Below are 23,612 nucleotides of genomic sequence, written 5' to 3'. Positions count from 1 at the left end.
TGAGAAACTCAAACAGGCTGTAGCCTTTCTGGAATTGGATTTTGCTTTTGGCCATGATCTCGCACCTCGATAACTGTGCGTAAGATCAGTATAGTTCGTGGTAACTGACTGCTAATCATGGGTAATCAGGTATGGATTTAGGGACTCAGAATACTTTTTTCTGAAAATCAAGGCGGCCTTCCCCGGAAAGCCGCGATGAACCTAAAAAAACCGACTCCAGGGAGTCGGTTTTTTGTTGGGTGACGGTTATCAGGCGGTCACGGCATCGGCCTGGGTAGCTTGTGCTTCCGGCGCCGGGTTGCGAATGAGGTAATCAAACGCACCCAGGGCGGCGGTGGCACCTGCCCCCATGGAGATGATGATCTGCTTGAACGGTACCGTGGTGGCATCCCCTGCGGCATAGACGCCGGGCAGGGAGGTGGCACCCTTGGTGTCGATCTCGATTTCGCCAAAGCGGGTCAGGGCAATCTCGCTTCCTTTGAGGAACTCGGTGTTCGGCACCAGGCCTATCTGGACGAAGATGCCGGCCACCGCCAGATGCTTGATCTCGCCGGTGGTGCGATCTTCGTAGTCCATGCCCACCACCTTGCTGCCGTCGCCGATCACTTCGGTGGTGCGGGCGCTCATGATGATGTCAATGTTGCCCATGGAGCGGGCCTTCTTCTGCAGCACGTCGTCGGCACGCAGAGTATCGGCGAACTCCACCACGGTGACGTGCTCGACGATGCCGGCCAGATCGATGGCCGCCTCGATGCCGGAGTTGCCGCCACCGATCACCGCCACGCGCTTGCCCTTGAAGAAGGGGCCGTCACAGTGGGGGCAGTAGGCCACACCCTTGGTACGGTACTCGAGTTCACCCGGCACGTTCAGGTCGCGCCAGCGGGCACCGGTCGCCAGGATCACGGCGCGGCTCTTCAAGGTGGCACCGGAGGCGAGGTCCACGTTGACGTAACCATCCTTGCTGATGGCGGCGGCACGCTGCTCGGTGATCACTTCCACGCCGTACTGCTTGACGTGCTGCTCCAGGCTGGCGGCCAGCTTGGGGCCCTCGGTGTAGGGCACGGAGATGAAGTTCTCGATGCCGACGGTGTCCATCACCTGGCCACCGAAACGTTCGGCGACAATGGCGGTGCGAATGCCTTTGCGGGCGGCATAGATGGCCGCGGCGGCGCCGGCCGGACCACCGCCCACCACCAGCACGTCATAAGGCGCTTTTTCGCTCAGCTCTTGCGCCTTGCGCTCGGCAGCGCCGGTGTCGAGTTTGGCGACGATCTCTTCCAGCGAAATACGGCCCTGACTGAACGGCTGACCGTTCAGGTAGACGTTCGGGACCGCCATGATTTGACGCTCGTTCACCTCATCCTGGAACAGGGCACCGTCGATCATGGTGTGGGTGATGCCGGGGTTCAGGGTGGACATCAGGTTCAGGGCCTGTACCACGTCCGGACAGTTGTGGCAGGAGAGGGAAATATAGGTCTCGAAGTGGAACTCGCCCTTGAGGTTCTTCACCTGCTCCAGCACGGCCGGATCGGCCTTGGAGGGGTGACCGCCGCTTTGCAGCAGGGCGAGCACCAGCGAGGTGAATTCATGACCCATGGGAATGCCGGCAAAGTGCACGCGCGGGGCCTGGCCCTGGGGCGCGATGCTCATGGAAGGCTTGCGGGCATTGGTGCCATCGGTCAGGGAAATTTTGGGGGACATCTCGGCGATCTCGCTGGCCAATGCCAGGAGTTCGGCGGATTTGTCGCTGTCATTGCCGGACACGCTGATCTCGATGGGATTGACGATGTACTGCAAGTAACCGTTGAGTTGTTGTTTGAGGTTGGTATCTAACATGGTCGAATTCCTTCTTGCTGAATGCGGGTCGGCACGATGACCGGATACAGAAAACAGAGGTCCACACAGCAGACCGGCGCATTTTCTGAGGGCCGTAAACAAGACCGGCCCTTGAACGGGCCGGTCTTCAGAGCGGGGAGGCTTAGATTTTGCCTACCAGATCCAGGGACGGGGCCAGGGTGGCGTCGCCTTCTTTCCACTTGGCCGGGCACACTTCACCCGGGTGGGAAGCAACGTACTGGGCAGCCTTGACCTTGCGCAGCAGTTCCAGTGCGTCACGGCCGATGCCGCCAGCGTTGATTTCAACGATCTGGATGACGCCTTGCGGGTCGATGACGAAGGTACCGCGGTCAGCCAGGCCAGCTTCTTCGATCATCACGCCGAAGTTGCGGGTGATGGTACCGGTGGGGTCGCCGATCATCGGGTACTGGATCTTCTGGATGGTGTCAGAAGTGTCGTGCCAGGCCTTGTGGGTGAAGTGGGTGTCGGTGGAGACGGCGTAGATCTCGACGCCCAGCTTCTGGAATTCGGCGTAGTTGTCGGCCAGGTCGCCCAGCTCGGTCGGGCAGACGAAGGTGAAATCAGCCGGGTAGAAGAACACCACGGACCACTTGCCTTTCAGGTCAGCGTCAGACACCTGAACGAATTTGCCATTGTGGTAGGCGGTGGCGTTGAACGGCTTGATTTCAGTGTTGATGTAGGTAGACATGTATTTGCTCCTTGGTGATGTACATATGCCTGTCTGGTGTTGAAGAGTCGTGCCAGACGAGGCGCTTAACTTTCGATGGAGTCATCATAGTGACTTTTTCTAATCGGTCAAAGCCACAATTTTGAATCACATAAATCTATTTATTAGATAGACCATCACAACTGTACCTAACATGAATATCTCAGGCCTTCGGAGATAACTCATTGTCGAAGTTCAATTTCTGTCCTGTATGTCACATTTTCAAGGGCTGGGCCGGATTTGTTTCCATTGCGTGAGCAGAGAAGGGGGCAGACGAGGCGGCGCAGTAGAAAAAAGAGGGATAAAAAAATCCCGGCGCCGTCGCACAGACAGGGCCGGGTCATCAAACAAGGAATGGCGATAAATATGCTTTACAGCAAAGACTAACTACGGGGTGTGCAAACTTGCAGACATATGAAGAGAAGATGGCGGGTGCACAATCCTCATCTCCTCTTCGGCAACCATTGCATGGTGGGCATCATAGTGTGATGAATGTCACAATGCAAGTTTTGTGGTGTAATTTTACAGTCAAATTGAAGGAGTTTCACTTAAATAGCCGTAAAATTAGGCTGAAAACGCTTTTGCTGTAATTTTATTACAGAATTTTAAGATCAAAAGTCGGTTGGGGGCTCCTGCTCCTCCATCAGCTCCAGCAGATTGATGGCCACGGCGATGAAGTCCGACTCGGTGACGATGCCAACCAGCTTGCGCCCCTTGAGTACCGGCAGACAGCCATATTTGTGGCGCTGCAGATACAGGGCCGCCTCCTTGATGCCGGCGTGGGGATCCACGCTCGCCACCTGACGAGTCATGATCTCGTCGAGCTGGACGTTGTCGGTGAACTCCGCCTCTCGCTCGGGGTTGATCAGCAGCAGCTTGGATTCGCGGGTGGCCAGGATGTCCGAGAGGGTGACCAGACCAAGCAGATGCTGGTGTTCATCGACGATGGGAACGTGACGGATCCGCTCCTGCTGCATCAGCTCCATCGCCTGCTTGACGCTGTTTTCCGGACCCAGGGTAAAGGGGTGTTCAGTCATGATCTCGGAGAGGGTCATCATGGTGGGCCTCCTTGTGTGTCTGCTTCCACCCTAGCCCAGCCCCCGTCGCCAGAACATGATCGGGGTCAATACAAGACCTTAAAGGTTTTTTAACGGGCCCAGCCTCACAAAATGGCCCGCTATCCCTTGTCTTCCTTGGGTTTTTAGTCTTTTGGGTTGCCTTGGAAGAGGGGGATAACTAGACTAGCCGCCGATTCCCCCGAGGTGAAAGATGCAAGTATCCGATTTTCATTTTGATCTGCCAGACGAGCTGATTGCCCGCTATCCCATGGCGGAGCGTACCGCTAGCCGCCTGCTGCAGCTCGATGGTCAAACCGGCGCCCTGCGCCACGGTCATTTTGTCGATGTGCTTGACCAGCTCAACCCCGGCGATCTGCTGGTGTTCAACAATACCCGGGTCATTCCGGCCCGCATGTTTGGCCAGAAGGCCAGCGGCGGCAAGCTGGAGGTGCTGGTGGAGCGCATTCTGGACGAGCACAGCGTGCTGGCGCACGTCCGCTCGTCCAAGTCCCCCAAGCCAGGTACCCGTCTCCTTCTGGATGGCGGTGCCGACGGTGTGCCCGTCGAGGCCGAGATGCGTGCCCGCCACGACGCTCTGTTCGAGATCCACTTCCTGGACCCGCGCCCTGTGCTGACCATTCTGGATGCCATCGGCCACATGCCGCTGCCCCCTTACATCGACCGTCCCGACGAGGATGCCGACAAGGAGCGCTACCAGACCGTCTACAACCAGAAGCCGGGTGCCGTGGCGGCGCCGACCGCCGGTCTGCACTTCGACGAGCCGCTGCTCGAGCAGATCCGTGCCAAGGGCGTGGAGATGGCCTTCGTGACCCTGCACGTGGGGGCGGGCACCTTCCAGCCGGTGCGCGTCGACAAGATTGAAGATCACCACATGCACTCGGAATACGCCGAAGTGCCCCAGGAGGTGGTGGATGCCATCGCGGCGACCCGCGCCCGCGGCGGTCGGGTGGTTGCGGTGGGCACCACGTCGGTGCGATCCCTCGAGAGCGCAGCCAAGGCGACCCTGGCCCAGGGCAAGCCGCTGGCGCCCTTCTTCAATGACACCGACATCTTCATCTTCCCCGGTTACGAGTTCCAGGTGGTCGATGCCATGATCACCAACTTCCACCTGCCCGAATCCACCCTGATCATGCTGGTCAGCGCCTTTGCAGGCTACGACAACGTGATGGCCGCCTATCAGGCCGCCGTGGCGGGACAGTACCGTTTCTTCAGCTACGGGGACGCCATGCTCGTCACCCGTCGCCGGGTGCAGGGTTAAGCCTTGCCCTTCAGAAGTCGTTCAGGCTCTGCTTGTCAGTATGCCGGCCGGCTTCATATTACCGGGCCCCTCGGGCCCTTTGTTGTCAGACTGTTTCTCTGACTGAATAGAGGTAGCAATGAAATTTGAATTGAAAACCACCGATGGGCGTGCCCGTCGCGGTCAACTGGTGTTCGAGCGTGGCGTGGTCCAGACCCCGGCCTTCATGCCGGTCGGCACCTACGGCACCGTCAAGGGGATGACACCGGAAGAGGTGCGTGAGACTGGTGCCCAGATCCTGCTTGGCAACACCTTCCACCTCTGGCTGCGCCCGGGTCAGGAAGTGATGCGCGCCCACGGCGATCTGCACGACTTCATGAACTGGCAGGGGCCGATCCTGACCGACTCCGGTGGTTTCCAGGTGTTCAGTCTGGGGCACATCCGCAAGATCACCGAGGAGGGGGTGCACTTCCGTCATCCCATCAACGGCGAGAAGATCTTCCTCGACCCCGAGAAGTCCATGGAGATCCAGTACGATCTGGGTTCCGACATCGTGATGATCTTCGACGAGTGCACACCGTACCCGGCCACTTACGAGGAAGCGCGCAAGTCCATGGAGATGTCCCTGCGCTGGGCCAAGCGCTCCCGTGACAAGTTCGATGCGCTCGGTAACAAGAACGCCCTGTTCGGCATCATCCAGGGTTCTGTCTACGAACCGCTGCGGGATGTGTCGCTGGACGGTCTCCTTGAGATCGGCTTCGACGGTTACGCGGTCGGTGGTCTCGCCGTGGGTGAGCCCAAAGAGGACATGCATCGCATCCTTGACCATGTCTGCCCGAAAATTCCAGCCGACAAGCCGCGCTACCTGATGGGGGTGGGCAAGCCGGAGGATCTGGTGGAAGGGGTGCGCCGCGGTATCGATATGTTCGACTGCGTGATGCCGACCCGCAACGCCCGCAACGGTCATCTCTTTACCACCGATGGGGTGGTCAAGATCCGCAACGCCAAGTACCGGGAAGACACCAGCACCCTGGATGCGGACTGCGATTGCTACACCTGCAAGAACTACACCCGCAGCTATCTGTACCATCTGGACAAGTGCAACGAGATCCTCGGTGCCCGTCTGAATACCATCCACAACCTGCGTTATTACCAGCGCGTGATGCAGGGTTTGCGGGACGCGATCGAGCAGGGTAAATTAGACGACTTTGTAACTGAGTTTTACCGTCGGCAAGGGAAGCCTGTGCCTCCACTGGCTGAAAATGACGTGAAATAACAACGACATATAAGTTAGTATTCAAATCTACATCAATAAGAGGTTGTTAAATGAGCATTATCTCCAAGGCGTATGCAGAAGGCGCGGCTCCGGCAGCACAGGGTGGTGGCATGGAAATGATCATCATGCTGGCCGTGTTCGGTCTCATCTTCTACTTCATGATCTACCGTCCCCAGGCCAAGCGTGCCAAGGAGCATCGCAATCTGATGAGCTCCCTCTCCAAGGGCGACGAAGTGCTCACTTCCGGTGGCCTGGTCGGCAAGATCGCCAAGGTTTCCGCCGACAGCGACTACATTGTGCTGGCCCTGAACGATCAGACTCAGGTCACCATCAAGCGTGACTTCGTCTCTGCCGTTCTGCCCAAGGGTTCTATCCAGTCCCTCTAATCTCCCGAGGAGCACAGCGTGTTAAATCGCTATCCGCTGTGGAAATACCTGATGGTGATCGTCGTGATCGCCATCGGTTTTCTATATGCAGCCCCCAATCTTTACGGCGAAGACCCGGCCTTGCAGGTCTCTGCCAGCCGTGGTGCCGAAGTCAAACTAGAAACCCTCGATCAGGTGAAGGAAACCCTCGACGAGGCGAAGATCCCTGTCAAGCATGCGGCGTTCGAGCACGGCTTCATCCTGATCCGTTTCAACAACACCGAAGACCAGCTCAAGGCGCGCGACATCGTGGCCAACAAGCTGGGCGACAATTTCATCACCGCCCTCAACCTGGCACCGTCCACCCCCGCCTGGCTCGAGGCCATCGGCGCGGCGCCCCTGAAGCTCGGTCTTGACCTGCGGGGCGGTGTGCACTTCCTGATGGAAGTGGACATGGCCGAAGCGCTGGCCAAGCAGCAGGAACAGATGGTGCAGGATTTCCGCGCCGAACTGCGCACCCAGAAGATCCGCTACTCCGGTGTACGCCGGGTCGGGGATCAGGTGCAGGTGGTCTTCCGTGACGAGGCCGACCAGGCCAAGGCACTCTCCTTCCTGCGTCGCCAGAATGCGGATCTTGTCTTCACCACAGACCAGAAAGGGGATGACTTCATCCTGCTGGCCAGTCTGAGCGAAGCCAAGGTCAAAGAGGTGAAGAAGTATGCCCTCGAGCAGAACATCACCATCATCCGCAACCGGGTGAACGAACTGGGTGTGGCCGAGCCGCTGGTCCAGCAGCAGGGCGGCGAGCGTATCATCGTCGAGCTGCCGGGGATCCAGGACACCGCCCGTGCCAAGGAGATCCTGGGGGCCACCGCGACCCTGGAGTTCCATATGGTCGATGAGGCTGCCGATATCCAGGCCGCTGCCGCAGGCCGCGTGCCGCCGAGCTCCAAGGTCTACAACGATCGCAACGGTCGTCCCGTGGTACTGCAAAAGCGCGTGATCCTGACCGGTGACCACATCGTGGGTGCCCAGTCCGGTTTCGATGAATACAGCCGCCCCCAGGTCAACATCAAGCTCGATGGTCAGGGTGGCAACAAGATGGCCAACTTTACCAAGGACAACGTTGGCAAGGGCATGGCGACCGTCTTCATCGAGTACAAGCCGGTGGGGCAGCCTGGTCTGGACGGCAAGCGTAAGTTCCGCAAGCAGGAGGAGGTGATCAACGTCGCCACCATCCAGTCTCGCCTGGGTAGCCAGTTCCGCATAACCGGGATCGACAACGCCAACGAAGCCCACAACCTGGCGCTGCTGCTGCGTGCCGGTGCCCTGATTGCCCCCATCCAGATCGTCGAAGAGCGCACCATAGGCCCGAGCCTGGGTCAGCAGAACATCGACAGCGGGATGGAAGCCATCGGCTGGGCCATGCTGGTGATCGTGCTCTTCATGGGGATCTACTACCGTGCCTTCGGCTGGGTGGCCAATCTGGCGCTGACCATGAACCTGGTGCTCATCGTCGGTATCATGTCGATGATCCCGGGGGCCACCATGACCCTGCCGGGCATCGCCGGTATCGTGTTGACGCTGGGGATGGCGGTGGATGCGAACGTGCTGATCTACGAGCGTATTCGTGAAGAGATCCGCAATGGTCGCGGGGTGCAGCAAGCCATTCACCTGGGCTTTGACCGCGCCTTCTCCACCATCGCCGACTCCAACATCACCTCGCTCATCACCTGCGTGATCCTGTTCGGTATCGGTACCGGTGCCATCAAGGGCTTCGCCCTGACCCTCGGGATCGGCCTGACGGCGTCCATGTTCACTGCCATCACGGTATCCCGCGCCATCATCAACCTGGCCTGGGGTGGACGGCGCATCGACAAGCTGCCGATCTAAGGAAGAGACATGTTTCAAATTCTACATTTTGAAAAGCCCATCCCCTTCATGCGTTTCGCCAAGCTGGGTATGGTCCTCTCTGCTCTGGTGACGGTGCTCGCCCTCTACGTTCTGTACGATCGTGGCTTGAACTGGGGGCTGGACTTCACCGGCGGTACCACCATCGAGGTGGGGTTCCAGCAGTCGGTGAGCCTGGACAAGATGCACGAGGCGCTGGATCAGCAGAAGATTGACGGGGCGACCCTGCAGTTCTTCGGCTCCAGCCGTGATGTGCTGGTGCGCATGGCCCCGCAAGAGGGCGTCAAGGTCGAGCAGCAGGGCAACGAGGTCCTGGCGGCCGCCAAGCTGGTCGACGAGAGCGCTGTGCTCAAGCGTGTCGAGTTCGTCGGTCCCTCCGTGGGTGACGAGCTGGCCACCGACGGTGCCCTGGCCATGCTGGCCTCCATCATCTGTATCCTGATCTACGTGGCGGTGCGCTTCGAGTGGCGTCTGGCCACGGGGGGCATCCTCTCCCTGGCTCACGACGTGATCATCACCCTCGGCATCTTCGCCTACTTCCAGTACGAGTTCGACCTGACCGTGCTGGCGGCGCTGATGACGCTGGTGGGGTACTCCCTGAACGACACCATCGTTGTGTTCGACCGGGTGCGGGAGAATTTCCGCAAGGTACGCCGTGGGGACACCGCGGAGATCATGGATCTCTCCATGACCGAGACCCTGAGCCGGACCATCATCACCTCGGGGTTGACCTTCGTGGTGGTGGTGGCACTGCTGCTCAAAGGCGGGCCTCTGATCCACGGTTTCTCCATCGCCATGGTGATCGGGGTGGCTTTCGGTACCTACTCCTCCATCTATGTGGCGAGCGCCTCAGCCATGTTCCTCGGGATCAAGCGGGAGCACATGCTGCCGACCCAGGTGGAAAAAGAGGGCGCGGATCAGCAAGAGATCCTGCCGTAACAGACAAGGGCGCCGCAAGGCGCCCTTTCTCTTGTGGCCGGGGTGAGTCATGATGCTCCCCACAACCCAGCATCCATTACCCAAAGCAAGGAGCAAGCCCATGCAACACAATCCCCGTTTTCTGGCCCTGGTAGAGGCCATCCGCCCGCAGGTGCAGGAAACCGATGTGCATCAGATCAAGCGCTGGCAGGATGAGGGCCGAGCATTTCATCTGATCGACGTGCGCGAAGAGAGCGAGTGGGCCAGGGGCCATCTGCCGGGGGCCACCTATCTCGGGCGCGGGGTGATAGAGCGTGACATCGAGACCCGGTATCCGGATCCCGACACCGAACTCTACCTCTATTGTGGTGGGGGATTTCGCTCCATCCTGGTGGCGGATAACCTGCAGAAGATGGGTTATTCCCGGGTCGTCAGCGTCGATGGAGGCTTTCGCGGCTGGAGCGATGCCGGATACCCTGTCGAATCCTGATTTATTTGAGGGAGAGGGGCTGCGCCACATGACAAACGGCCCCGTGATCTTTACCATATGCGGGGTCAAGCGTAAGCGTCGGAGTGTTCATTGAACGTCAGGATAGGGATTGGATACCTCACGGGTATCCTGTTGTTGCTCCCCTTGTGGGGTTGCAGCAGTAGCAGTCAGGTAAAAGCGCCTCAAGTTCCCAAGCCGCAACCCGCTTCACTGGTATTGGCGACCCCCTTGCAGGTCTCCTACCAGAGCGAGTTGGCGTTGGCGCGACTCGGGCAGATGCTCAGTGAAATGGAATTGACGACCGAACAGCGGGCAGAACTCTTCTATGAGCGTGCCGTGGTGTTTGACCGGGTGGGCTTGCGTTCCCTGGCGCGACTCGACTTCAACCGCGCCCTGCGGGAGAAGCCGGATTTTGCCGAGGCCTACAACTTCATCGGTGTCTATCTGGTTCAACAGCAGAACTACGACGAGGCCTATGAGGCGTTCGACTCCGCCCTGGAGCTCGCCCCGGATTACGACTACGCCTATCTCAACCGGGGAATCGCGCTCTATTACGGCAATCGCCCCGAGCTTGCCGCGGCGGATATGAAGCGCTTCTACGAGGCGCAACCAGAAGACCCTTATCGGGTGATCTGGCTCTATCTGGCCGAGCAGAAGCTCAACGGACCGGCGGCCATGAGCCGGATGCGCGAGCGGCTCAACAAGTATGACGACGACGCCTGGAACTGGGATCTGGTGCGCCTCTATACGGGCGACATCAATGCCACCCAGTTGATGAGCAACGTGGTGAAAGGGGTCAAGGACAACAGGGAGCTCGCCGAGCGCCTGTGCGAGACCTACTTCTACCTCGGCAAGTTCGAGCTGGCCAAGGGTAACCGCAAGGAAGCCATCAGCTACTTCAAGCTGGCGCTGGCCAACAACGTCTATGACTTCATCGAGCATCGCTATGCCTTGCTGGAGCTGGAACTGATGGCGCGCAAGCCCCAGCCACCCGTAGCCCAGGGCAAGAGCGGCAAAGCGTGACTAAACGGGTTTGAACCCCATGAAAAAGGCCTCTTGACGAGGCCTTTTTGCTGTCTGGTGACACGGGGTGTACCGCTACTCCACCAGGCTCATGCCGGGGATCTGGCGCCAGTAACCGTTGCAGTCCCGCTCCTGCTGCAGGGGCAGGGGGGCCATCCCCTGTTCGTTGGCCTTGAAGCGCTCCAGCATCGTCAGGGTCTCCATGCCTTCGGGCGAGAGGCGCACCACATCCACCAGACCCTCCATCCCCTTGAGCTCGTTACCCAGGTTGTAGCAGTAACCGGACTGGGTCTGGATGCCGTTGAGGTTGAACACCTTCTGCCCCTCGCGACTGCTGGCAAGTCGCCCGGTGGGGTAGTCGATGCAGGCTAGTTCGCAGTTGTCCTTGGGCCGGTCGAGGGAGCGGGCGGTGAAGCAGCGTGCCGAGTAGGCGAGCGGCAGATGACCATAGGCGAACACCTCCACCTCGAACTGCTGGCGCTCCCTGCCCAGATCCTGATTGAGCTGCATCAGCCAGTCACGGGAGAGCTCCACCGGCATCACCCAGCGCTGCATCCCCTGTTTAAGCAGCATGCGCAGCACGTCGGCGTTGTAGGCGTTGATGGCGGGGCCGCAGACGAACGGCAGCCCGGCTTCACTGGCGAGCTGGACCGCCCCCAGATCGTTGGCCTCGATCATCAGCTCGCCGTTGTCGACCAGCCGCTTTACCTCCTTGAGCTCGGAGGGAGCTGAGATCAGCGCCAGCGTGGAGAGTACCGCCTGCTTGCCGGAGCCTGCCACCTGACGGGCGAGGGCAATCCAGTCATCCACTTTCAGTTCGCGCCGCTTGCTGCAGACGGTTTCCCCCAGATAGACGATGTCGGCCTGGCTGGCGGCCGCCGCCTGATAGAAGGCCTGGGTGTCGGCCTTGGGCCAGTAGAAGAGCAGGGGGCCGAGAGAGAATTTCATGAGCAGTGCTCCTTATTGCCACTGGCGATGATAGGCACCGAGGGTGGTCTGGCTCCCCTCGGAGACGCGGGCGAGCTGGGCATCCCACTCAGCCTTGACTTGATAGGCCTCGGGGTTGGCCTGATAGGCGTCGATGGCGGCGCGCCAGACCCGGGTCACCTGCTCCACATAGGCGGGGCTGCGCTGGCGTCCCTCGATCTTGACCGACTGGATGCCGGTCTGGAACAGCTCGGGCAGGAGGCCGAGGGTGTTGAGGCTGGTGGGCTCCTCCAGCGCGTGATAGGTCTGGCCATCCACCTCGAAGCGCCCCTTGCACAGGGTCGGGTAGCCGGCGTTTTCCCCCGGGCCGTAACGATCGATCAGCACCTCGTTGAGGCGGGATTCGAGGCCGCTCGGGGTCTCTTCCCAGCGCACGAACTTGGCCGGTGAACAGGCGCCGACGGTGTTGGGGCTCTCGCCTGTCATGTAGGAGGAGAGGTAGCAGCGCCCCTCCGCCATGATGCAGAGGCTGCCGAAGGCGAACACCTCGAGGCCGACGTCGGTCTCGCGGGCAAGCTGCTTCACCTGATGCATGGAGAGCACCCTCGGCAGCACCACCCGGCCGACGTTGAAGTGCTGCTGGTAGAAGCGGATGGCAGCGGCGTTGGTGGCGCTGGCCTGGACCGAGACATGTAGCTCCATGTCGGGATGGCGGCGGCTGGCATAATCGAGCACGGCGAGATCGGCGATGATCAGGGCATCGGCACCGAGCGCCACCCCTTTGTCCACGGCCTGCTTCCAACGGGCATCGGAGCCCGGGTGGGCAAAGGTATTGATGGCGATGTGCAGCTTGCGGCCATGCTGGTGGACATAGTCAACCGCTCTTTCCAGCTTGCTGTCGGTGAAGTTGAGCCCGGCGAAGTGGCGGGCATTGGTGTCATCCTTGAAGCCGATGTAGACCGCATCGGCCCCGTTATCCACGGCTGTCTTCAGTGCCGGCAGGCTGCCTGCCGGGCAGAGTAATTCCATCGGGTACGCTCCGAGAGGGCAAAAATGCAAAAGTGGCCCGATTGTATTCATGCTTGCCCTCCCGCTTTTTGACCTGAGGCAGCTTTAGGTGGCTTTACCCTTCTTGAGGTAAGTGGGCACAAGTTTGATTTTCAACAGGATCTTGCCGAAGGGGCTGTGCTTGAATGCGCAAAAAACTGGGAGTTTATCGTGTTTCAACATCTGCAACGTCGCCTGGTCGAACAGGCACCCCGTCTCTTGCGCCACCCCCTCAAGCTGGTGCCCTTCCCTTTGCAACAAAACCTGATGGAGGCCCTGCTGGGCAGGGTGTTCCGGGAGGCCATCGAAGAGGGGGAATTTGCGTTTCTTGCGGGCAAGTGGCTGAAAGTGGAAGTCAGCGATCTGGGGCTATGCTGGTTTATCAGCGAGCAGGAGGGCAAATTGGTAGTGGCGAGGAAGCGTGAGCGCGCCGATGTCTGTTTCAGCGGCAATAGCCAGGATCTTATTCTGATCGCCGGGCGCCGTGAAGACCCGGATTCCCTCTTCTTCCAGCGCCGACTGAAGATAGAGGGGGATACAGAGTTGGGCCTGGAGGTGAAAAATCTGATGGACAGCCTGGATCTGGACGGGCTGGGATTGATGAAATACCCCCTGATGGATCTGGCGACCTTTATCGAGCGGGCCCGCGAGACGCACGTGCCCACTGCCGCGACAATGAGCTGAGCCGTTTTCTTGCCCGAGTGCTGCGGAACAAGTGAACTTGAGCCGCAGTACCCCACTGTCAGCGTGACCACGCAGGGTGGGGATGTATCATCTGTCTGTTTGTGCAGAAATGCCTGGTCGGAAGCGGTGCCAAAATAGCGATTGGTTATGTTACAATTGCGCGCCATTTTTGACTGAAGATTGACTGGGCATGTTGGATCAGATTCGTATCGTGTTGGTAAACACCTCTCACACCGGCAACATGGGATCCGCGGCGCGGGCCATGAAGACCATGGGGCTGACTCAACTGGTGCTGGTCGATCCCCAGGCCCAGCCGGATGAGGAGGCCGTCGCCCTGGCGGCGGGGGCCAGCGATATCCTGGCTCGCGCCCGTATCGTGCCGACCCTGGATGAAGCCATTGCCAACTGTGGTCTGGTCATCGGCACCAGTGCCCGTTCCCGCACCTTGAGCTGGCCCATGCTGGATCCCCGTGAAGCGGGCGAGAAGCTGGTTGCCGAGGGCATGGAGCACCCGGTCGCGCTGGTGTTTGGCCGTGAACGCACCGGCCTCACCAATGACGAACTGCAAAAATGCCACTTCCATGTGGCCATTCCCGCCAATCCAGAATACAGCTCCCTCAATCTGGCCATGGCAGTGCAGACCCTTTGTTACGAGGTGCGGATGCGCTGGCTGGAAGTACAGAACCAGGAGCATTCGGCCCCGGAGGATGAGCGGGTCGAGTACCCCAGCGCCCAGCAACTGGAAGGGTTTTATCAGCATCTGGAGCAGACGTTGCAAAAGACGGGATTCATTGCCGATGACCATCCAGGCCATGTGATGAGCAAACTGCGTCGTCTATTCAACCGGGCCAGACCCGAAGCGGTGGAGTTGAACATCCTGCGGGGCATTCTCACCTCTGTCCAGAAGTCCAGGGCACAGGATTAATCCCGACTGATTTACTCAAGCATATACTTGACTGATTTAGTCGGGTATGTGACCATATGCCACATATTGATTGGTTCGCGAACGGTAAGGCATATGAGACTGACCTCAAAAGGACGTTACGCGGTGACAGCCATGCTCGACGTGGCGTTGCATGCAGAGCAGGGGCCCGTGCCCCTGGCTGATATTTCAGAGCGCCAGGGCATCTCCTTGTCCTATCTGGAACAACTGTTTGCCCGTCTGCGCAAGCATGGTCTGGTGAGCAGCGTACGTGGCCCCGGTGGCGGCTATCGCCTCGGTCTGGCCCCTGGCGAGATCTCGGTCGGTCAGGTGATCACCGCGGTCGATGAATCGGTCGATGCGACCAAGTGCCTCGGCAAAGGGGGCTGCCACGGTGGTACCCAGTGCCTGACCCACTCCTTGTGGCGGGATCTGAGCGAACGCATCTCCAGTTTCCTGGGGGATATCACCCTGGCCGAGCTGGTTGGTCAGGCCGATGTGCGCCGTATCGCCGGCAAGCAAGATGAACAAATGAAGACCGTGTTGTCCCTGGTTGATCGGGCCGAACGCGGTGATGTGAGCTTGAAAGTCCAACTATAAACGTGCTTTCCACGACGAGTCGCTGTGTGACACCGTCGTAACGGAGAAAAAGATGAAACTGCCTATTTACCTTGATTATTCGGCAACCTGTCCGGTGGACCCGCGTGTCGCAGAAAAAATGATGCAGTGCCTCACCATGGACGGCCTGTTCGGCAACCCAGCCTCCCGTTCCCACCGTTTCGGCTGGCAGGCCGAAGAGGCGGTGGATCTGGCCCGTAATCAAGTGGCAGAGCTGATCGGCGCGGACCCGCGCGAGATCGTCTTTACCTCCGGTGCGACCGAGTCCAACAACCTGGCCATCAAGGGCATCGCCCATTTCTACGCCGGCAAGGGCAAGCACATCGTCACCTCCAAGACCGAGCACAAAGCTGTGCTGGATACCTGCCGCCAACTGGAGCGGGAAGGCTATGAGGTGACCTACCTCGAGCCCATGCCCAACGGCCTGTTCACCCTTGAGCAGATCGAAGGCGCCCTGCGTGATGACACCATCTTGGTCAGCATCATGCACGCCAACAACGAGATCGGGGTGGTGCAAGACATCGCTGCCATCGGCGAGCTGTGCCGTTCCCGCAAGATCCTGCTGCACGTGGACGCCGTCCAGAGCGTGGGCAAGATCCCGGTCGACGTGGAAGCACTCAAGGTTGATCTGCTCTCCATGTCCGCCCACAAGGTATACGGCCCGAAAGGCATTGGCGCCCTGTATGTGCGCCGCAAGCCCCGTGTTCGTCTGGAAGCCCAGATGCACGGCGGTGGTCACGAGCGCGGCATGCGCTCCGGCACCCTGGCAACCCACCAGATCGTCGGCATGGGGGAAGCCTTCCGCATCGCCAAGGAAGAGATGGCGAGCGAGAGCCAGCACATCATGGCCCTGCGCCAGCGTCTGTGGGATGGCATCAAGAACATCGAAGAAGTCTATATCAACGGGGATCTGGATCAGCGTGTACCGGGTAACCTGAACGTCAGCTTCGCCTATGTGGAAGGGGAATCCCTCATCATGGCACTGAAGGATCTGGCGGTCTCTTCCGGTTCTGCCTGTACCTCGGCCAGCCTGGAACCTTCCTACGTGCTGCGCGCCCTGGGCCTGAACGACGAGCTGGCACACAGCTCCATCCGTTTCAGCATCGGTCGCTTCACCACCGAAGAAGAGATCGACTACGCAATCAAGCTCATCTGCGACTCCATCGGTCGTCTGCGCGAGATGTCCCCCCTGTGGGAGATGTTCAAGGATGGCGTCGATCTGAACACGGTCGAATGGGCACATCACTGATCCTTGCCAGCATGGCAAGGGTTTGGTGAACAACGGAATTAGCAGGAGTTAGATATGGCTTACAGTGAAAAAGTAATCGACCACTACGAGAATCCCCGCAACGTCGGTGGTTTTGACAAGAACGATCCCAGCGTCGCCACCGGCATGGTCGGTGCACCGGCCTGTGGTGACGTCATGAAGCTGCAACTGAAGATCAGCGACGATGGCATCATCGAAGATGCCAAGTTCAAGACCTACGGCTGTGGTTCCGCTATCGCCTCCAGCTCCCTGGTGACCGAGTGGGTCAAGGGCAAGACCATGGACGAAGCGGCCGGTATCAAGAACACCGACATCGCCGAAGAGCTGGCGCTGCCGCCGGTGAAGATCCACTGCTCCATTCTGGCGGAGGATGCCATCAAGGCCGCCATCGCCGATTACAAGCAGAAGAAAGGTCTTTAAGGTCCGGAGAGCAGTATGGCCATAACCATGACAGATGCCGCAGCGGCGCGGGTTTCCTCCTTCATGATCAACCGGGGCAAGGGCATCGGCCTGCGCCTCGGCGTCAAGACGACCGGCTGTTCTGGCCTTGCCTATGTGCTCGAGTTCGTGGATGAGCTGGCTGCCGAGGATCAGGTATTTGAGCAGAAAGGCGTCAAGATCATCGTGGATGCCAAGAGCCTGATCCACCTGGATGGCACCGAGCTGGACTTCGTGAAGGAAGGCCTCAACGAGGGCTTCCAGTTCAACAACCCGAATGCCAAGGGCGAATGTGGTTGTGGCGAAAGCTTCAGCGTGTAAGTGGTTCGATTGACAGATCGCCCATGTTTGCAACGCCTCGTAGCCCCAAGGGTGAGCCCTGTTGCGGCGAGTCTCTTGTGATCAACACCTTGCTCATCAACACAGTGGTGTGGACGCCAGTCCATGCCACTGCTTTCAATTTCAAGACGAGTGTGGTTGCACTCCCAGCGCTATTGTCTGAGGACGAAGGATGAATCATTTCGAGCTGTTCGGGCTGGCTGAGGGCTTCGAGCTCGATACTCGCCAACTGGCTGACACCTATCGTCAGCTGCAGACCCAGTTCCATCCCGATCGTTTTGCGACTGCCCCCGAGCGGGAGCAGCTTGCTGCCGTGCAGCGTGCTGCCCAGATCAACGATGCCTTTACCACCCTCAAGGCCCCCTTGCGCCGAGCCGAGTATCTGCTCTCCTTGCGGGGCACCGATATTCGCGGCGAGCAGCAGACACTACAAGATCCTGCCTTTCTGATGCAACAGCTGGAGTGGCGAGAGCGGCTGGCTGATCTCAAGGGCGACGCCGACGCTGAGGGGGCCATCAAGGATTTTCGCCAGGAGATCAGGCATGATCACCAGGCGTTGATGCAACGGCTGACCGACTCTCTCACCAGGGGTGAGGATCTGCAGGCGGCGGATTGCGTTCGCAAGCTCAAATTTGTCGACAAGCTCCTCGAGGAGCTGGAACGATTCGAAGACTCGCTGTTCGAGTCTTGACCCTCTAACGCAGGAATTGTGATTACCCATGGCATTACTGCAAATTGCCGAGCCAGGCCAGAGCGCCGCACCTCACCAGCATAAACGTGCCGTCGGCATCGATCTTGGCACCACCAACTCCTTGGTCGCCGCCGTGCGCAGCGGCCAGGCCGACACCCTCTGTGACGAGCAGGGGCGTGATCTGCTGCCTTCCGTGGTCCATTACCAGGCCGATACCATCCGGGTTGGCTTCGATGCCAAACGTGAGGCGGCCCTCGATCCCCACAACACCATCGTCTCGGTCAAGCGGATGATGGGCAAGGCGCTGACCGACATCGATACCCGCCAGCAGCCTTACGAGTTCGTGGCTACCGAGACGGGCATGCCCCAGTTGCGGACCCGCCAGGGGCTGGTCAATCCGGTGCAGGTCTCGGCCGAGATCCTGAAAAAACTGGCCGAGCGCGGTGCCGCGTCCCTCGGGGGAGACCTCGAGGGCGTGGTCATCACGGTGCCAGCCTATTTTGACGATGCCCAGCGTCAGGGTACCAAGGACGCGGCCAGACTGGCCGGTCTGCACGTACTGCGGTTGCTCAACGAACCCACGGCGGCCGCCATCGCCTATGGCCTCGACTCAGGCCAGGAAGGGGTGATAGCCGTCTATGACCTGGGTGGCGGAACCTTCGATATCTCCATCCTGCGCCTGCATCGCGGGGTGTTTGAGGTGATGGCCACCGGTGGCGACTCGGCACTCGGTGGTGACGATTTCGACCATCTGCTGGCGGACTGGCTCAAAGAGCAAGCCGGGTTATCCGGTCAACTCGATGCCCGTACCCAGCGCGAGTTGCTGGATGCGGCGGCCAGCATCAAGCACGGCCTCACCGATGCCGATGCCGTTGTCTGCGCCTTTGCCGGCTGGCAGGGTACCGTCACCCGCAGCCAGTTTGACGAGCTGATCCAGCCCCTGGTCAAACGCACCCTGCAGGCCTGTCGGCGCGCCCTGCGCGATGCGGGTCTCGAGCAGGAAGAGGTACTGGAAGTGGTGATGGTCGGCGGCTCGACCCGGGTGCCGCTGGTGCGCGAGCGGGTGGGTGAGTTCTTCGGCCGCACGCCATTGACCAGCATCGACCCTGACAAGGTGGTGGCCATCGGTGCCGCCATCCAAGCCGACATCCTGGTGGGCAACAAGCCTGATGCCGAGATGCTGCTGCTGGACGTCATCCCGCTTTCCTTAGGGTTAGAGACCATGGGCGGCCTTGCTGAGAAGGTGATCCCGCGCAATACCACCATTCCGGTGGCCCGCGCCCAGGAGTTCACCACCTTCAAGGATGGCCAGACCGCGATGGCCATCCATGTGGTGCAGGGGGAGCGCGAGCTGGTGGCGGATTGCCGCTCCCTGGCCCGCTTCACCCTGACCGGCATTCCGCCCATGGCGGCCGGCGCCGCCCACATTCGCGTCACCTTCCAGGTGGATGCGGACGGTCTACTGTCGGTCAGCGCCATGGAGAAATCCTCCGGCGTGCAGGCCGAGATCCAGGTCAAGCCCTCCTACGGGCTGGGGGAAGATGACATCCTCAACATGCTGAGCGCCTCCATCGCCAATGCCCAGCAGGACATGGACGCCCGCATGTTGGCGGAGCAACAGGTCGAGGCCGACCGGGTGGTCGAGAGTCTCAACGCCGCGCTGGCCGCCGATGGCGAGGCCTTATTGAGCCCCGCCGAGCGGGCCGAGCTGGATGCCGCCATCGCCCATCTGCTGACCATGCGCAGCACGGGCACCACCAACCAGATCAAAGAGGCCATCGAGGCAGCGGATGCTGCCAGTGGCGAATTTGCAGCCCGCCGGATGGATGCCTCCATCCGCAAGGTGCTGACCGGACAAAACGTCAACAAGGTGTGATATGCCAAAACTGATTATTCTGCCCCATCCCGAGCTCTGTCCGGACGGCGCGGCCCTCGAAGGTGCGACCGGTGAAACCATTCTGGATATCGCGCTGCGCAATGGCATCGAGATCGAGCACGCTTGCGAGAAGTCCTGTGCCTGCACCACCTGCCACTGCGTGGTGCGGGAAGGGTTCGACTCCCTCGAGCCGAGCGACGAGCTGGAAGACGACATGCTGGACAAGGCGTGGGGGCTGGAGCCGGAATCCCGTCTCAGCTGCCAGGCCAGACTGGCGGACGAGGATCTGGTGGTGGAACTGCCCAAGTACACCCTGAATCTGGCGTCCGAGCGCCACTGATGACCCCTTAATTACACATGAGTGAATTGCGCGTGCAGCATCTCATGGTGCAGTAATGATATGGTGAAGGCCGTGACCCTTGAGGGAGCGGCCTTTTTTGTGCCCGTGATTTCCCTATTCGTTGATGAAAGTGCCAATAAAAAGGAAGCAAGAGAACATGGCTGACATGATGAACGTAAGGTTGTCGTCCCAGGCTGCCGCCGCCCAGTGGGGCGAGGGTGCCCTGCTCAGTTTCAACGGGGACGAGGCCCATCTCCATCTGGCCGCTGGCCAGGAGAAGGAGGCGCTGCGCGCCATCCAGCGCGGTGCCAGACGCCTCGAGTCGAGCGGCATCAAGCGCATCAAGCTGGTGGGCGAGGGGTGGAATGGGGAGCGTCGTTACGCCTTTGCCCAGGGCTTCTATGCCGCCAAGGGGGTTCGCGAGCTCGATTTTGGTGAACAGAGCGAGCAGGAAGCGGCCGAACTCGCCGCCTTGCTCAAAGCGACCCACTGGGTGCGCGAGGTGACCAACGGCTGCCCGGAAGCCATCTACCCCATGAGCCTGGCGGAGTCCGCTCTGCTGCTCATTCGCAGCCTCGGCGGTGACAAGGTGACCGCCCGCATCACCGCTGGCGAGGCCTTGCGTGAATCGGGTCATATCGGGATCTGGTCGGTGGGCCGTGGCAGTGAGCGCGAGCCGGTGCTGCTGGAGCTCGACTACAACCCGACCGGGGATGCCAACGCCCCTGTGGTCGCGGCGCTGGTGGGCAAGGGGATCACCTTCGATTCCGGCGGCTACTCCATGAAGTCCTCCGACAACATGCTGCCGATGAAGTCCGACATGGGCGGCGCCGCCATGGTGACCGGCGCCCTGGCACTGGCCATCAGCCGTGGCCTGAACAAGCGGGTTAAGCTCATCCTCTGCTGCGCCGAGAACCTGGTCTCCGGCCACGCCTTCAAGCTCGGCGACATCCTCACCTATCGCAACGGCATCTCGGTCGAGATCCAGAACACCGATGCGGAAGGTCGCTTGGTGCTGGCAGACGGCCTGCTGGCTGCGAGCGAAAGCGGGGCTGCCTACATCCTCGACGCTGCCACCCTGACCGGCGCCGCCAAGACCGCGCTGGGCCGCGACTACAATGCCGTGTTTGCCCTTGATGAGGCGGAGCAGGTGCGCGCGCTGGCGGCCGCCAACGCCGAAAACGAGAAGGCCTGGCCGCTGCCGCTCGAACCCTGGCACGCAGGCCAGCTCACCTCGGCCTTTGCCGAGCTGGGCAACGTGGCGTCCGCAGAAGGTACTGCCGGCGCCACCACGGCAGCGGCGTTCCTGTCGCGCTTCGTCCGTGACGAAGGCAAGGGCTGGGTGCACCTGGACCTGGCCGCTTCCTATCAGAAGTCGGGCAATGAGCTCTGGGCGACCGGGGCCAAGGGCCATGGTCTTCGCACGATTGCCCGCTGGCTGCAGGAGGTGTGCGCATGAACGTCTGGTTGAGCCGAGAGTTTGCACCGGCCGAGTGGGGGGAGGGGGCACTGCTCTCCCACCGTGCCGACGGCATGGTGATCCATCTGGTGAGCGCCACTCCCTTGCTGGATATCCAGCAGGCGGCGCGGCGCCTGTGCAGCCAGGGGATCCAGCAGGTGGTCCTGGCTGGCCACTGGGAGCGGGAGCAGCAGTGGGCCTTTGCCCAGGGGATGCAGACGCCCAAGGCGGAAGTGGGGTTGCAGTGGGCCACTTCGTCCGAGGAGGACAGGGAGGAGCTGGAGGCGCGCTGGCTGTGCGGGCGTTGGGTGCGGGAGATGACCAACGCCACTCCGGAGCAGCTGGGGCCGCTGGAGTTGGCGGTCGAAGCCGCTGCCTTCCTCACCGAGCTGGCACCGGACCGGATCAGCCATCGCATCCTCAAGGGAGAGGCGCTGCAACAGGCGGGCTGGGTCGGTCTCTATCAAGTGGGTCGTGGCAGTGACCGCGAGCCCGTGATGCTGGAGCTGGATTTCAATCCGGGCAAGGATCCCAAGGCGCCGGTAGCTGCCGCCCTGGTGGGCAAGGGGATCACCTTCGATTCCGGCGGCTACTCCATGAAGACCTCCCAGGGCATGCTGACCATGAAACACGACATGGGCGGTGCCGCCATCGTCACCGGCGCGCTGGCGCTGGCCATTCTGCGTGGCCTCGACAAGCGGGTGAAGCTCATCCTCTGCTGCGCCGAGAACCTGGTATCCGGCCATGCCTACAAGCTGGGTGACATCCTTACCTACAAGAACGGCACCACGGTGGAGGTGGTAAATACCGACGCCGAAGGGCGTCTGATCCTGGCCGACGGCTTGCAACTGGCCGGCGAGTCTGGTGCGCCGCTCATCATCGACGCTGCCACCCTCACCGGGGCGGCCGTGATGGCGCTGGGGGGGGCGTTACAACGCCCTGTTTGGACTGGACAAGGGGCTGGTGAGCCGCGCCATGGCCTATTCGGATGCGGAGCAGGAGCCAGCATGGCCGCTGCCGCTGGAGCCCTGGCATCGCCAGCAGTGCCCGTCCCACTATGCCGACACCGCCAACAGCCGCCCCGTGCCGGGCGGCGGACCGGGGGGGGCCTCCAATGCGGCAGGCTTCCTCTCCCGCTTTGTCCCTGATGAGGGAAGAGGCTGGCTGCATGTCGATCTCGCCGCCTGCTTCAGCGAAAACGGCGACAGTCTGTGGGCGCCCGGGGCCAATACCCTGGGGATGCGCACCATCGCCCATACCCTGATGGCGGAGACGCGCTGAGTCAGTGAACGGCATCACAAGGGCACCTCAGGGTGCCCTTTCCAGTGCTGCTTTGCTGAGCAATTGATACGGTTTTGAGGCATTAGCATGCCGATCGTGCGCAAGCGCACATTTTTTCTCTCTGCCCTGGCACAAGATGAGTCACCATGTTGTTTCAAGGATTCTTTTGTTTAACAAAAAGTTGATTTTTTGTGTGTTATTTCGTTTTTTGTTTACGTATAATCGCCGCCGAACATGGATTCCTACAATAAAACTCTGTAGTTAAGGAAAGAACTCAATGGCTATCGAACGTACCTTCTCCATCGTCAAGCCGGATGCGGTCAGCAAGAACCTGATTGGTGCCATTTACAGCCGCTTCGAAAGCGCCGGCCTGAAAGTCATCGCCGCCAAGATGCTGCACCTGACCAGCGAACAGGCCGCCGGTTTCTACGCCGAGCACCAGGGCAAGCCGTTTTATGATGGTCTGGTCGGCTTCATGACCTCTGGCCCCGTCATGGTACAGGTGCTGGAAGGTGAAGACGCCATCCGTCGTCACCGTGAAATCATGGGCGCCACCAACCCGAAAGAGGCCCTGGCCGGCACCCTGCGCGCCTGCTACGCCGAGAGCATCGATCGCAACGCCGTCCACGGCTCCGATGCCCCGGCCTCTGCCGCCCGTGAAATCGCCTACTTCTTCTCCGACGACGAGATCTGCCCGCGCGGCTGATGTTGTCTGCTGGTGACCAAGGGAGCTTCGGCTCCCTTTTGTTTTTTGGTCATCCTACCAATATCCACTTATTCTCCAGGTGGAAAGCTAGACCCATTATTTGTACAATGCCGCCCCCTGACGTAGGTCAGCCGATAATTTATGAAGTGTGTGAG

23 protein-coding genes and 1 pseudogene are annotated in these 23,612 nt (G+C 60.4%); 19 read left to right on the top strand and 5 right to left on the bottom strand.

The features are described 5' to 3' along the window. Positions 1-249: 249 nt before the first annotated feature. The 3 genes from ahpF to OKC30_RS05645 form a co-directional block, all read right to left on the bottom strand. Positions 250-1,836, bottom strand: a complete 1,587-nt coding sequence (gene ahpF / locus OKC30_RS05655) for an alkyl hydroperoxide reductase subunit F (RefSeq protein ID WP_042016663.1) — start codon at positions 1,834-1,836, stop codon at positions 250-252. Positions 1,837-1,978: 142 nt separating this feature from the next. Continuing rightward, positions 1,979-2,545 carry an alkyl hydroperoxide reductase subunit C gene (gene ahpC / locus OKC30_RS05650; protein WP_010675074.1) on the bottom strand — a complete coding sequence of 189 codons (567 nt, stop codon included), beginning with the start codon at positions 2,543-2,545 and terminating at the stop codon, positions 1,979-1,981. 629 nt (positions 2,546-3,174) lie between these two features. After that, a complete protein-coding gene (locus OKC30_RS05645; protein WP_221365551.1) occupies positions 3,175-3,621 on the bottom strand; it encodes a CBS domain-containing protein in 447 nt (148 codons plus the stop codon). A gap of 211 nt (positions 3,622-3,832) precedes the next feature. On the opposite strand from OKC30_RS05645, the gene queA reads away from it, so the two are divergent. The 7 genes from queA to nlpI all read left to right on the top strand — a co-directional run bounded on the left by queA (position 3,833) and on the right by nlpI (position 10,862). Next, the gene (queA, locus tag OKC30_RS05640) at positions 3,833-4,900 is read left to right on the top strand and encodes a tRNA preQ1(34) S-adenosylmethionine ribosyltransferase-isomerase QueA (protein WP_160837373.1); all 1,068 of its coding nucleotides are present in this window, start codon (positions 3,833-3,835) and stop codon (positions 4,898-4,900) included. 118 nt (positions 4,901-5,018) lie between these two features. Continuing rightward, complete coding sequence (gene tgt, locus OKC30_RS05635) at positions 5,019-6,155, top strand: tRNA guanosine(34) transglycosylase Tgt (protein ID WP_010675071.1); 1,137 nt, start codon at positions 5,019-5,021, stop codon at positions 6,153-6,155. 50 nt (positions 6,156-6,205) lie between these two features. Beyond that, positions 6,206-6,541, top strand: coding sequence for a preprotein translocase subunit YajC (gene yajC, locus OKC30_RS05630; RefSeq protein ID WP_010675070.1), 336 nt, complete (start codon positions 6,206-6,208; stop codon positions 6,539-6,541). A gap of 18 nt (positions 6,542-6,559) precedes the next feature. Further along, the gene (gene secD, locus OKC30_RS05625) at positions 6,560-8,413 is read left to right on the top strand and encodes a protein translocase subunit SecD (RefSeq protein ID WP_160837375.1); all 1,854 of its coding nucleotides are present in this window, start codon (positions 6,560-6,562) and stop codon (positions 8,411-8,413) included. A gap of 9 nt (positions 8,414-8,422) precedes the next feature. Further along, positions 8,423-9,370 carry a protein translocase subunit SecF gene (gene secF / locus OKC30_RS05620; RefSeq protein WP_010675068.1) on the top strand — a complete coding sequence of 316 codons (948 nt, stop codon included), beginning with the start codon at positions 8,423-8,425 and terminating at the stop codon, positions 9,368-9,370. 100 nt (positions 9,371-9,470) lie between these two features. Next, positions 9,471-9,839 carry a rhodanese-like domain-containing protein gene (locus OKC30_RS05615; protein ID WP_039038735.1) on the top strand — a complete coding sequence of 123 codons (369 nt, stop codon included), beginning with the start codon at positions 9,471-9,473 and terminating at the stop codon, positions 9,837-9,839. Between the two features lie 90 nt (positions 9,840-9,929). Next, the gene (gene nlpI / locus OKC30_RS05610; protein WP_333562672.1) at positions 9,930-10,862 is read left to right on the top strand and encodes a lipoprotein NlpI; all 933 of its coding nucleotides are present in this window, start codon (positions 9,930-9,932) and stop codon (positions 10,860-10,862) included. Positions 10,863-10,937: 75 nt separating this feature from the next. On the opposite strand, the gene OKC30_RS05605 is transcribed toward nlpI, so the two are convergent. After that, on the bottom strand, positions 10,938-11,810 hold the full coding sequence (locus tag OKC30_RS05605; RefSeq protein ID WP_160837378.1) for a U32 family peptidase: 873 nt from the start codon (positions 11,808-11,810) through the stop codon (positions 10,938-10,940). A gap of 12 nt (positions 11,811-11,822) precedes the next feature. Continuing rightward, positions 11,823-12,818, bottom strand: coding sequence for a ubiquinone anaerobic biosynthesis protein UbiU (gene ubiU / locus OKC30_RS05600; RefSeq protein ID WP_128271750.1), 996 nt, complete (start codon positions 12,816-12,818; stop codon positions 11,823-11,825). Positions 12,819-13,007: 189 nt separating this feature from the next. Between ubiU and ubiT the strand changes: the two genes are divergently transcribed. From ubiT to ndk, 12 genes and pseudogenes are all read left to right on the top strand, one after another. Beyond that, entirely contained in the window at positions 13,008-13,520 is a 513-nt protein-coding gene (gene ubiT / locus OKC30_RS05595; protein WP_270666270.1) for a ubiquinone anaerobic biosynthesis accessory factor UbiT, read from the top strand. Between the two features lie 190 nt (positions 13,521-13,710). Beyond that, positions 13,711-14,445, top strand: a complete 735-nt coding sequence (trmJ, locus tag OKC30_RS05590; protein ID WP_103857942.1) for a tRNA (cytosine(32)/uridine(32)-2'-O)-methyltransferase TrmJ — start codon at positions 13,711-13,713, stop codon at positions 14,443-14,445. A gap of 93 nt (positions 14,446-14,538) precedes the next feature. Further along, the gene (gene iscR / locus OKC30_RS05585) at positions 14,539-15,042 is read left to right on the top strand and encodes a Fe-S cluster assembly transcriptional regulator IscR (protein WP_025327241.1); all 504 of its coding nucleotides are present in this window, start codon (positions 14,539-14,541) and stop codon (positions 15,040-15,042) included. Positions 15,043-15,094: 52 nt separating this feature from the next. After that, complete coding sequence (locus OKC30_RS05580) at positions 15,095-16,309, top strand: IscS subfamily cysteine desulfurase (protein ID WP_010675060.1); 1,215 nt, start codon at positions 15,095-15,097, stop codon at positions 16,307-16,309. A gap of 54 nt (positions 16,310-16,363) precedes the next feature. Further along, complete coding sequence (gene iscU / locus OKC30_RS05575; protein ID WP_270809572.1) at positions 16,364-16,747, top strand: Fe-S cluster assembly scaffold IscU; 384 nt, start codon at positions 16,364-16,366, stop codon at positions 16,745-16,747. A 15-nt stretch (positions 16,748-16,762) separates the two neighbouring features. After that, the gene (gene iscA, locus OKC30_RS05570) at positions 16,763-17,086 is read left to right on the top strand and encodes an iron-sulfur cluster assembly protein IscA (RefSeq protein WP_010675058.1); all 324 of its coding nucleotides are present in this window, start codon (positions 16,763-16,765) and stop codon (positions 17,084-17,086) included. Positions 17,087-17,276: 190 nt separating this feature from the next. Next, positions 17,277-17,795 (top strand): co-chaperone HscB, encoded by a 519-nt coding sequence (hscB, locus tag OKC30_RS05565; protein ID WP_270666268.1) that lies wholly within the window; start codon positions 17,277-17,279, stop codon positions 17,793-17,795. 28 nt (positions 17,796-17,823) lie between these two features. Next, positions 17,824-19,671: a Fe-S protein assembly chaperone HscA gene (hscA, locus tag OKC30_RS05560; RefSeq protein WP_270666266.1), complete on the top strand. Its 1,848-nt coding sequence runs from the start codon at positions 17,824-17,826 to the stop codon at positions 19,669-19,671. Position 19,672: 1 nt separating this feature from the next. Next, positions 19,673-20,011 carry an ISC system 2Fe-2S type ferredoxin gene (gene fdx / locus OKC30_RS05555; RefSeq protein WP_005299781.1) on the top strand — a complete coding sequence of 113 codons (339 nt, stop codon included), beginning with the start codon at positions 19,673-19,675 and terminating at the stop codon, positions 20,009-20,011. 157 nt (positions 20,012-20,168) lie between these two features. Beyond that, a complete protein-coding gene (gene pepB / locus OKC30_RS05550; protein WP_109112004.1) occupies positions 20,169-21,470 on the top strand; it encodes an aminopeptidase PepB in 1,302 nt (433 codons plus the stop codon). Beyond that, a pseudogene (gene pepB, locus OKC30_RS05545) lies at positions 21,467-22,751 on the top strand (aminopeptidase PepB). Before pepB (OKC30_RS05550) ends, pepB (OKC30_RS05545) begins: the two are co-directional and overlap by 4 nt. Positions 22,752-23,028: 277 nt before the next feature. Beyond that, positions 23,029-23,457: a nucleoside-diphosphate kinase gene (ndk, locus tag OKC30_RS05540; RefSeq protein WP_045524435.1), complete on the top strand. Its 429-nt coding sequence runs from the start codon at positions 23,029-23,031 to the stop codon at positions 23,455-23,457. Positions 23,458-23,612: the final 155 nt, after the last annotated feature.

Source organism: Aeromonas sp. QDB18, assembly GCF_027705325.1.
GTDB classification, from domain to species: Bacteria; Pseudomonadota; Gammaproteobacteria; order Enterobacterales; family Aeromonadaceae; genus Aeromonas; species Aeromonas caviae.
This window is presented reverse-complemented; position numbering and strand designations above follow the sequence as displayed.

What these genes read in the sequence shown, in the direction of transcription:
- trmJ (WP_103857942.1), top strand. Translation starts at nt 13,711, where the DNA reads ATGTTGGATCAGATTCGTATCGTGTTGGTAAACACCTCTCACACCGGC.
- queA (WP_160837373.1), top strand. Translation starts at nt 3,833, where the DNA reads ATGCAAGTATCCGATTTTCATTTTGATCTGCCAGACGAGCTGATTGCC.
- secF (WP_010675068.1), top strand. Translation starts at nt 8,423, where the DNA reads ATGTTTCAAATTCTACATTTTGAAAAGCCCATCCCCTTCATGCGTTTC.
- hscA (WP_270666266.1), top strand. Translation starts at nt 17,824, where the DNA reads ATGGCATTACTGCAAATTGCCGAGCCAGGCCAGAGCGCCGCACCTCAC.
- yajC (WP_010675070.1), top strand. Translation starts at nt 6,206, where the DNA reads ATGAGCATTATCTCCAAGGCGTATGCAGAAGGCGCGGCTCCGGCAGCA.
- OKC30_RS05615 (WP_039038735.1), top strand. Translation starts at nt 9,471, where the DNA reads ATGCAACACAATCCCCGTTTTCTGGCCCTGGTAGAGGCCATCCGCCCG.
- ahpF (WP_042016663.1), bottom strand. Translation starts at nt 1,836, where the DNA reads ATGTTAGATACCAACCTCAAACAACAACTCAACGGTTACTTGCAGTAC.
- tgt (WP_010675071.1), top strand. Translation starts at nt 5,019, where the DNA reads ATGAAATTTGAATTGAAAACCACCGATGGGCGTGCCCGTCGCGGTCAA.
- OKC30_RS05580 (WP_010675060.1), top strand. Translation starts at nt 15,095, where the DNA reads ATGAAACTGCCTATTTACCTTGATTATTCGGCAACCTGTCCGGTGGAC.
- iscA (WP_010675058.1), top strand. Translation starts at nt 16,763, where the DNA reads ATGGCCATAACCATGACAGATGCCGCAGCGGCGCGGGTTTCCTCCTTC.
- hscB (WP_270666268.1), top strand. Translation starts at nt 17,277, where the DNA reads ATGAATCATTTCGAGCTGTTCGGGCTGGCTGAGGGCTTCGAGCTCGAT.
- fdx (WP_005299781.1), top strand. Translation starts at nt 19,673, where the DNA reads ATGCCAAAACTGATTATTCTGCCCCATCCCGAGCTCTGTCCGGACGGC.
- ndk (WP_045524435.1), top strand. Translation starts at nt 23,029, where the DNA reads ATGGCTATCGAACGTACCTTCTCCATCGTCAAGCCGGATGCGGTCAGC.
- ahpC (WP_010675074.1), bottom strand. Translation starts at nt 2,545, where the DNA reads ATGTCTACCTACATCAACACTGAAATCAAGCCGTTCAACGCCACCGCC.
- iscR (WP_025327241.1), top strand. Translation starts at nt 14,539, where the DNA reads ATGAGACTGACCTCAAAAGGACGTTACGCGGTGACAGCCATGCTCGAC.
- pepB (WP_109112004.1), top strand. Translation starts at nt 20,169, where the DNA reads ATGGCTGACATGATGAACGTAAGGTTGTCGTCCCAGGCTGCCGCCGCC.
- ubiU (WP_128271750.1), bottom strand. Translation starts at nt 12,818, where the DNA reads ATGGAATTACTCTGCCCGGCAGGCAGCCTGCCGGCACTGAAGACAGCC.
- iscU (WP_270809572.1), top strand. Translation starts at nt 16,364, where the DNA reads ATGGCTTACAGTGAAAAAGTAATCGACCACTACGAGAATCCCCGCAAC.
- OKC30_RS05645 (WP_221365551.1), bottom strand. Translation starts at nt 3,621, where the DNA reads ATGATGACCCTCTCCGAGATCATGACTGAACACCCCTTTACCCTGGGT.
- OKC30_RS05605 (WP_160837378.1), bottom strand. Translation starts at nt 11,810, where the DNA reads ATGAAATTCTCTCTCGGCCCCCTGCTCTTCTACTGGCCCAAGGCCGAC.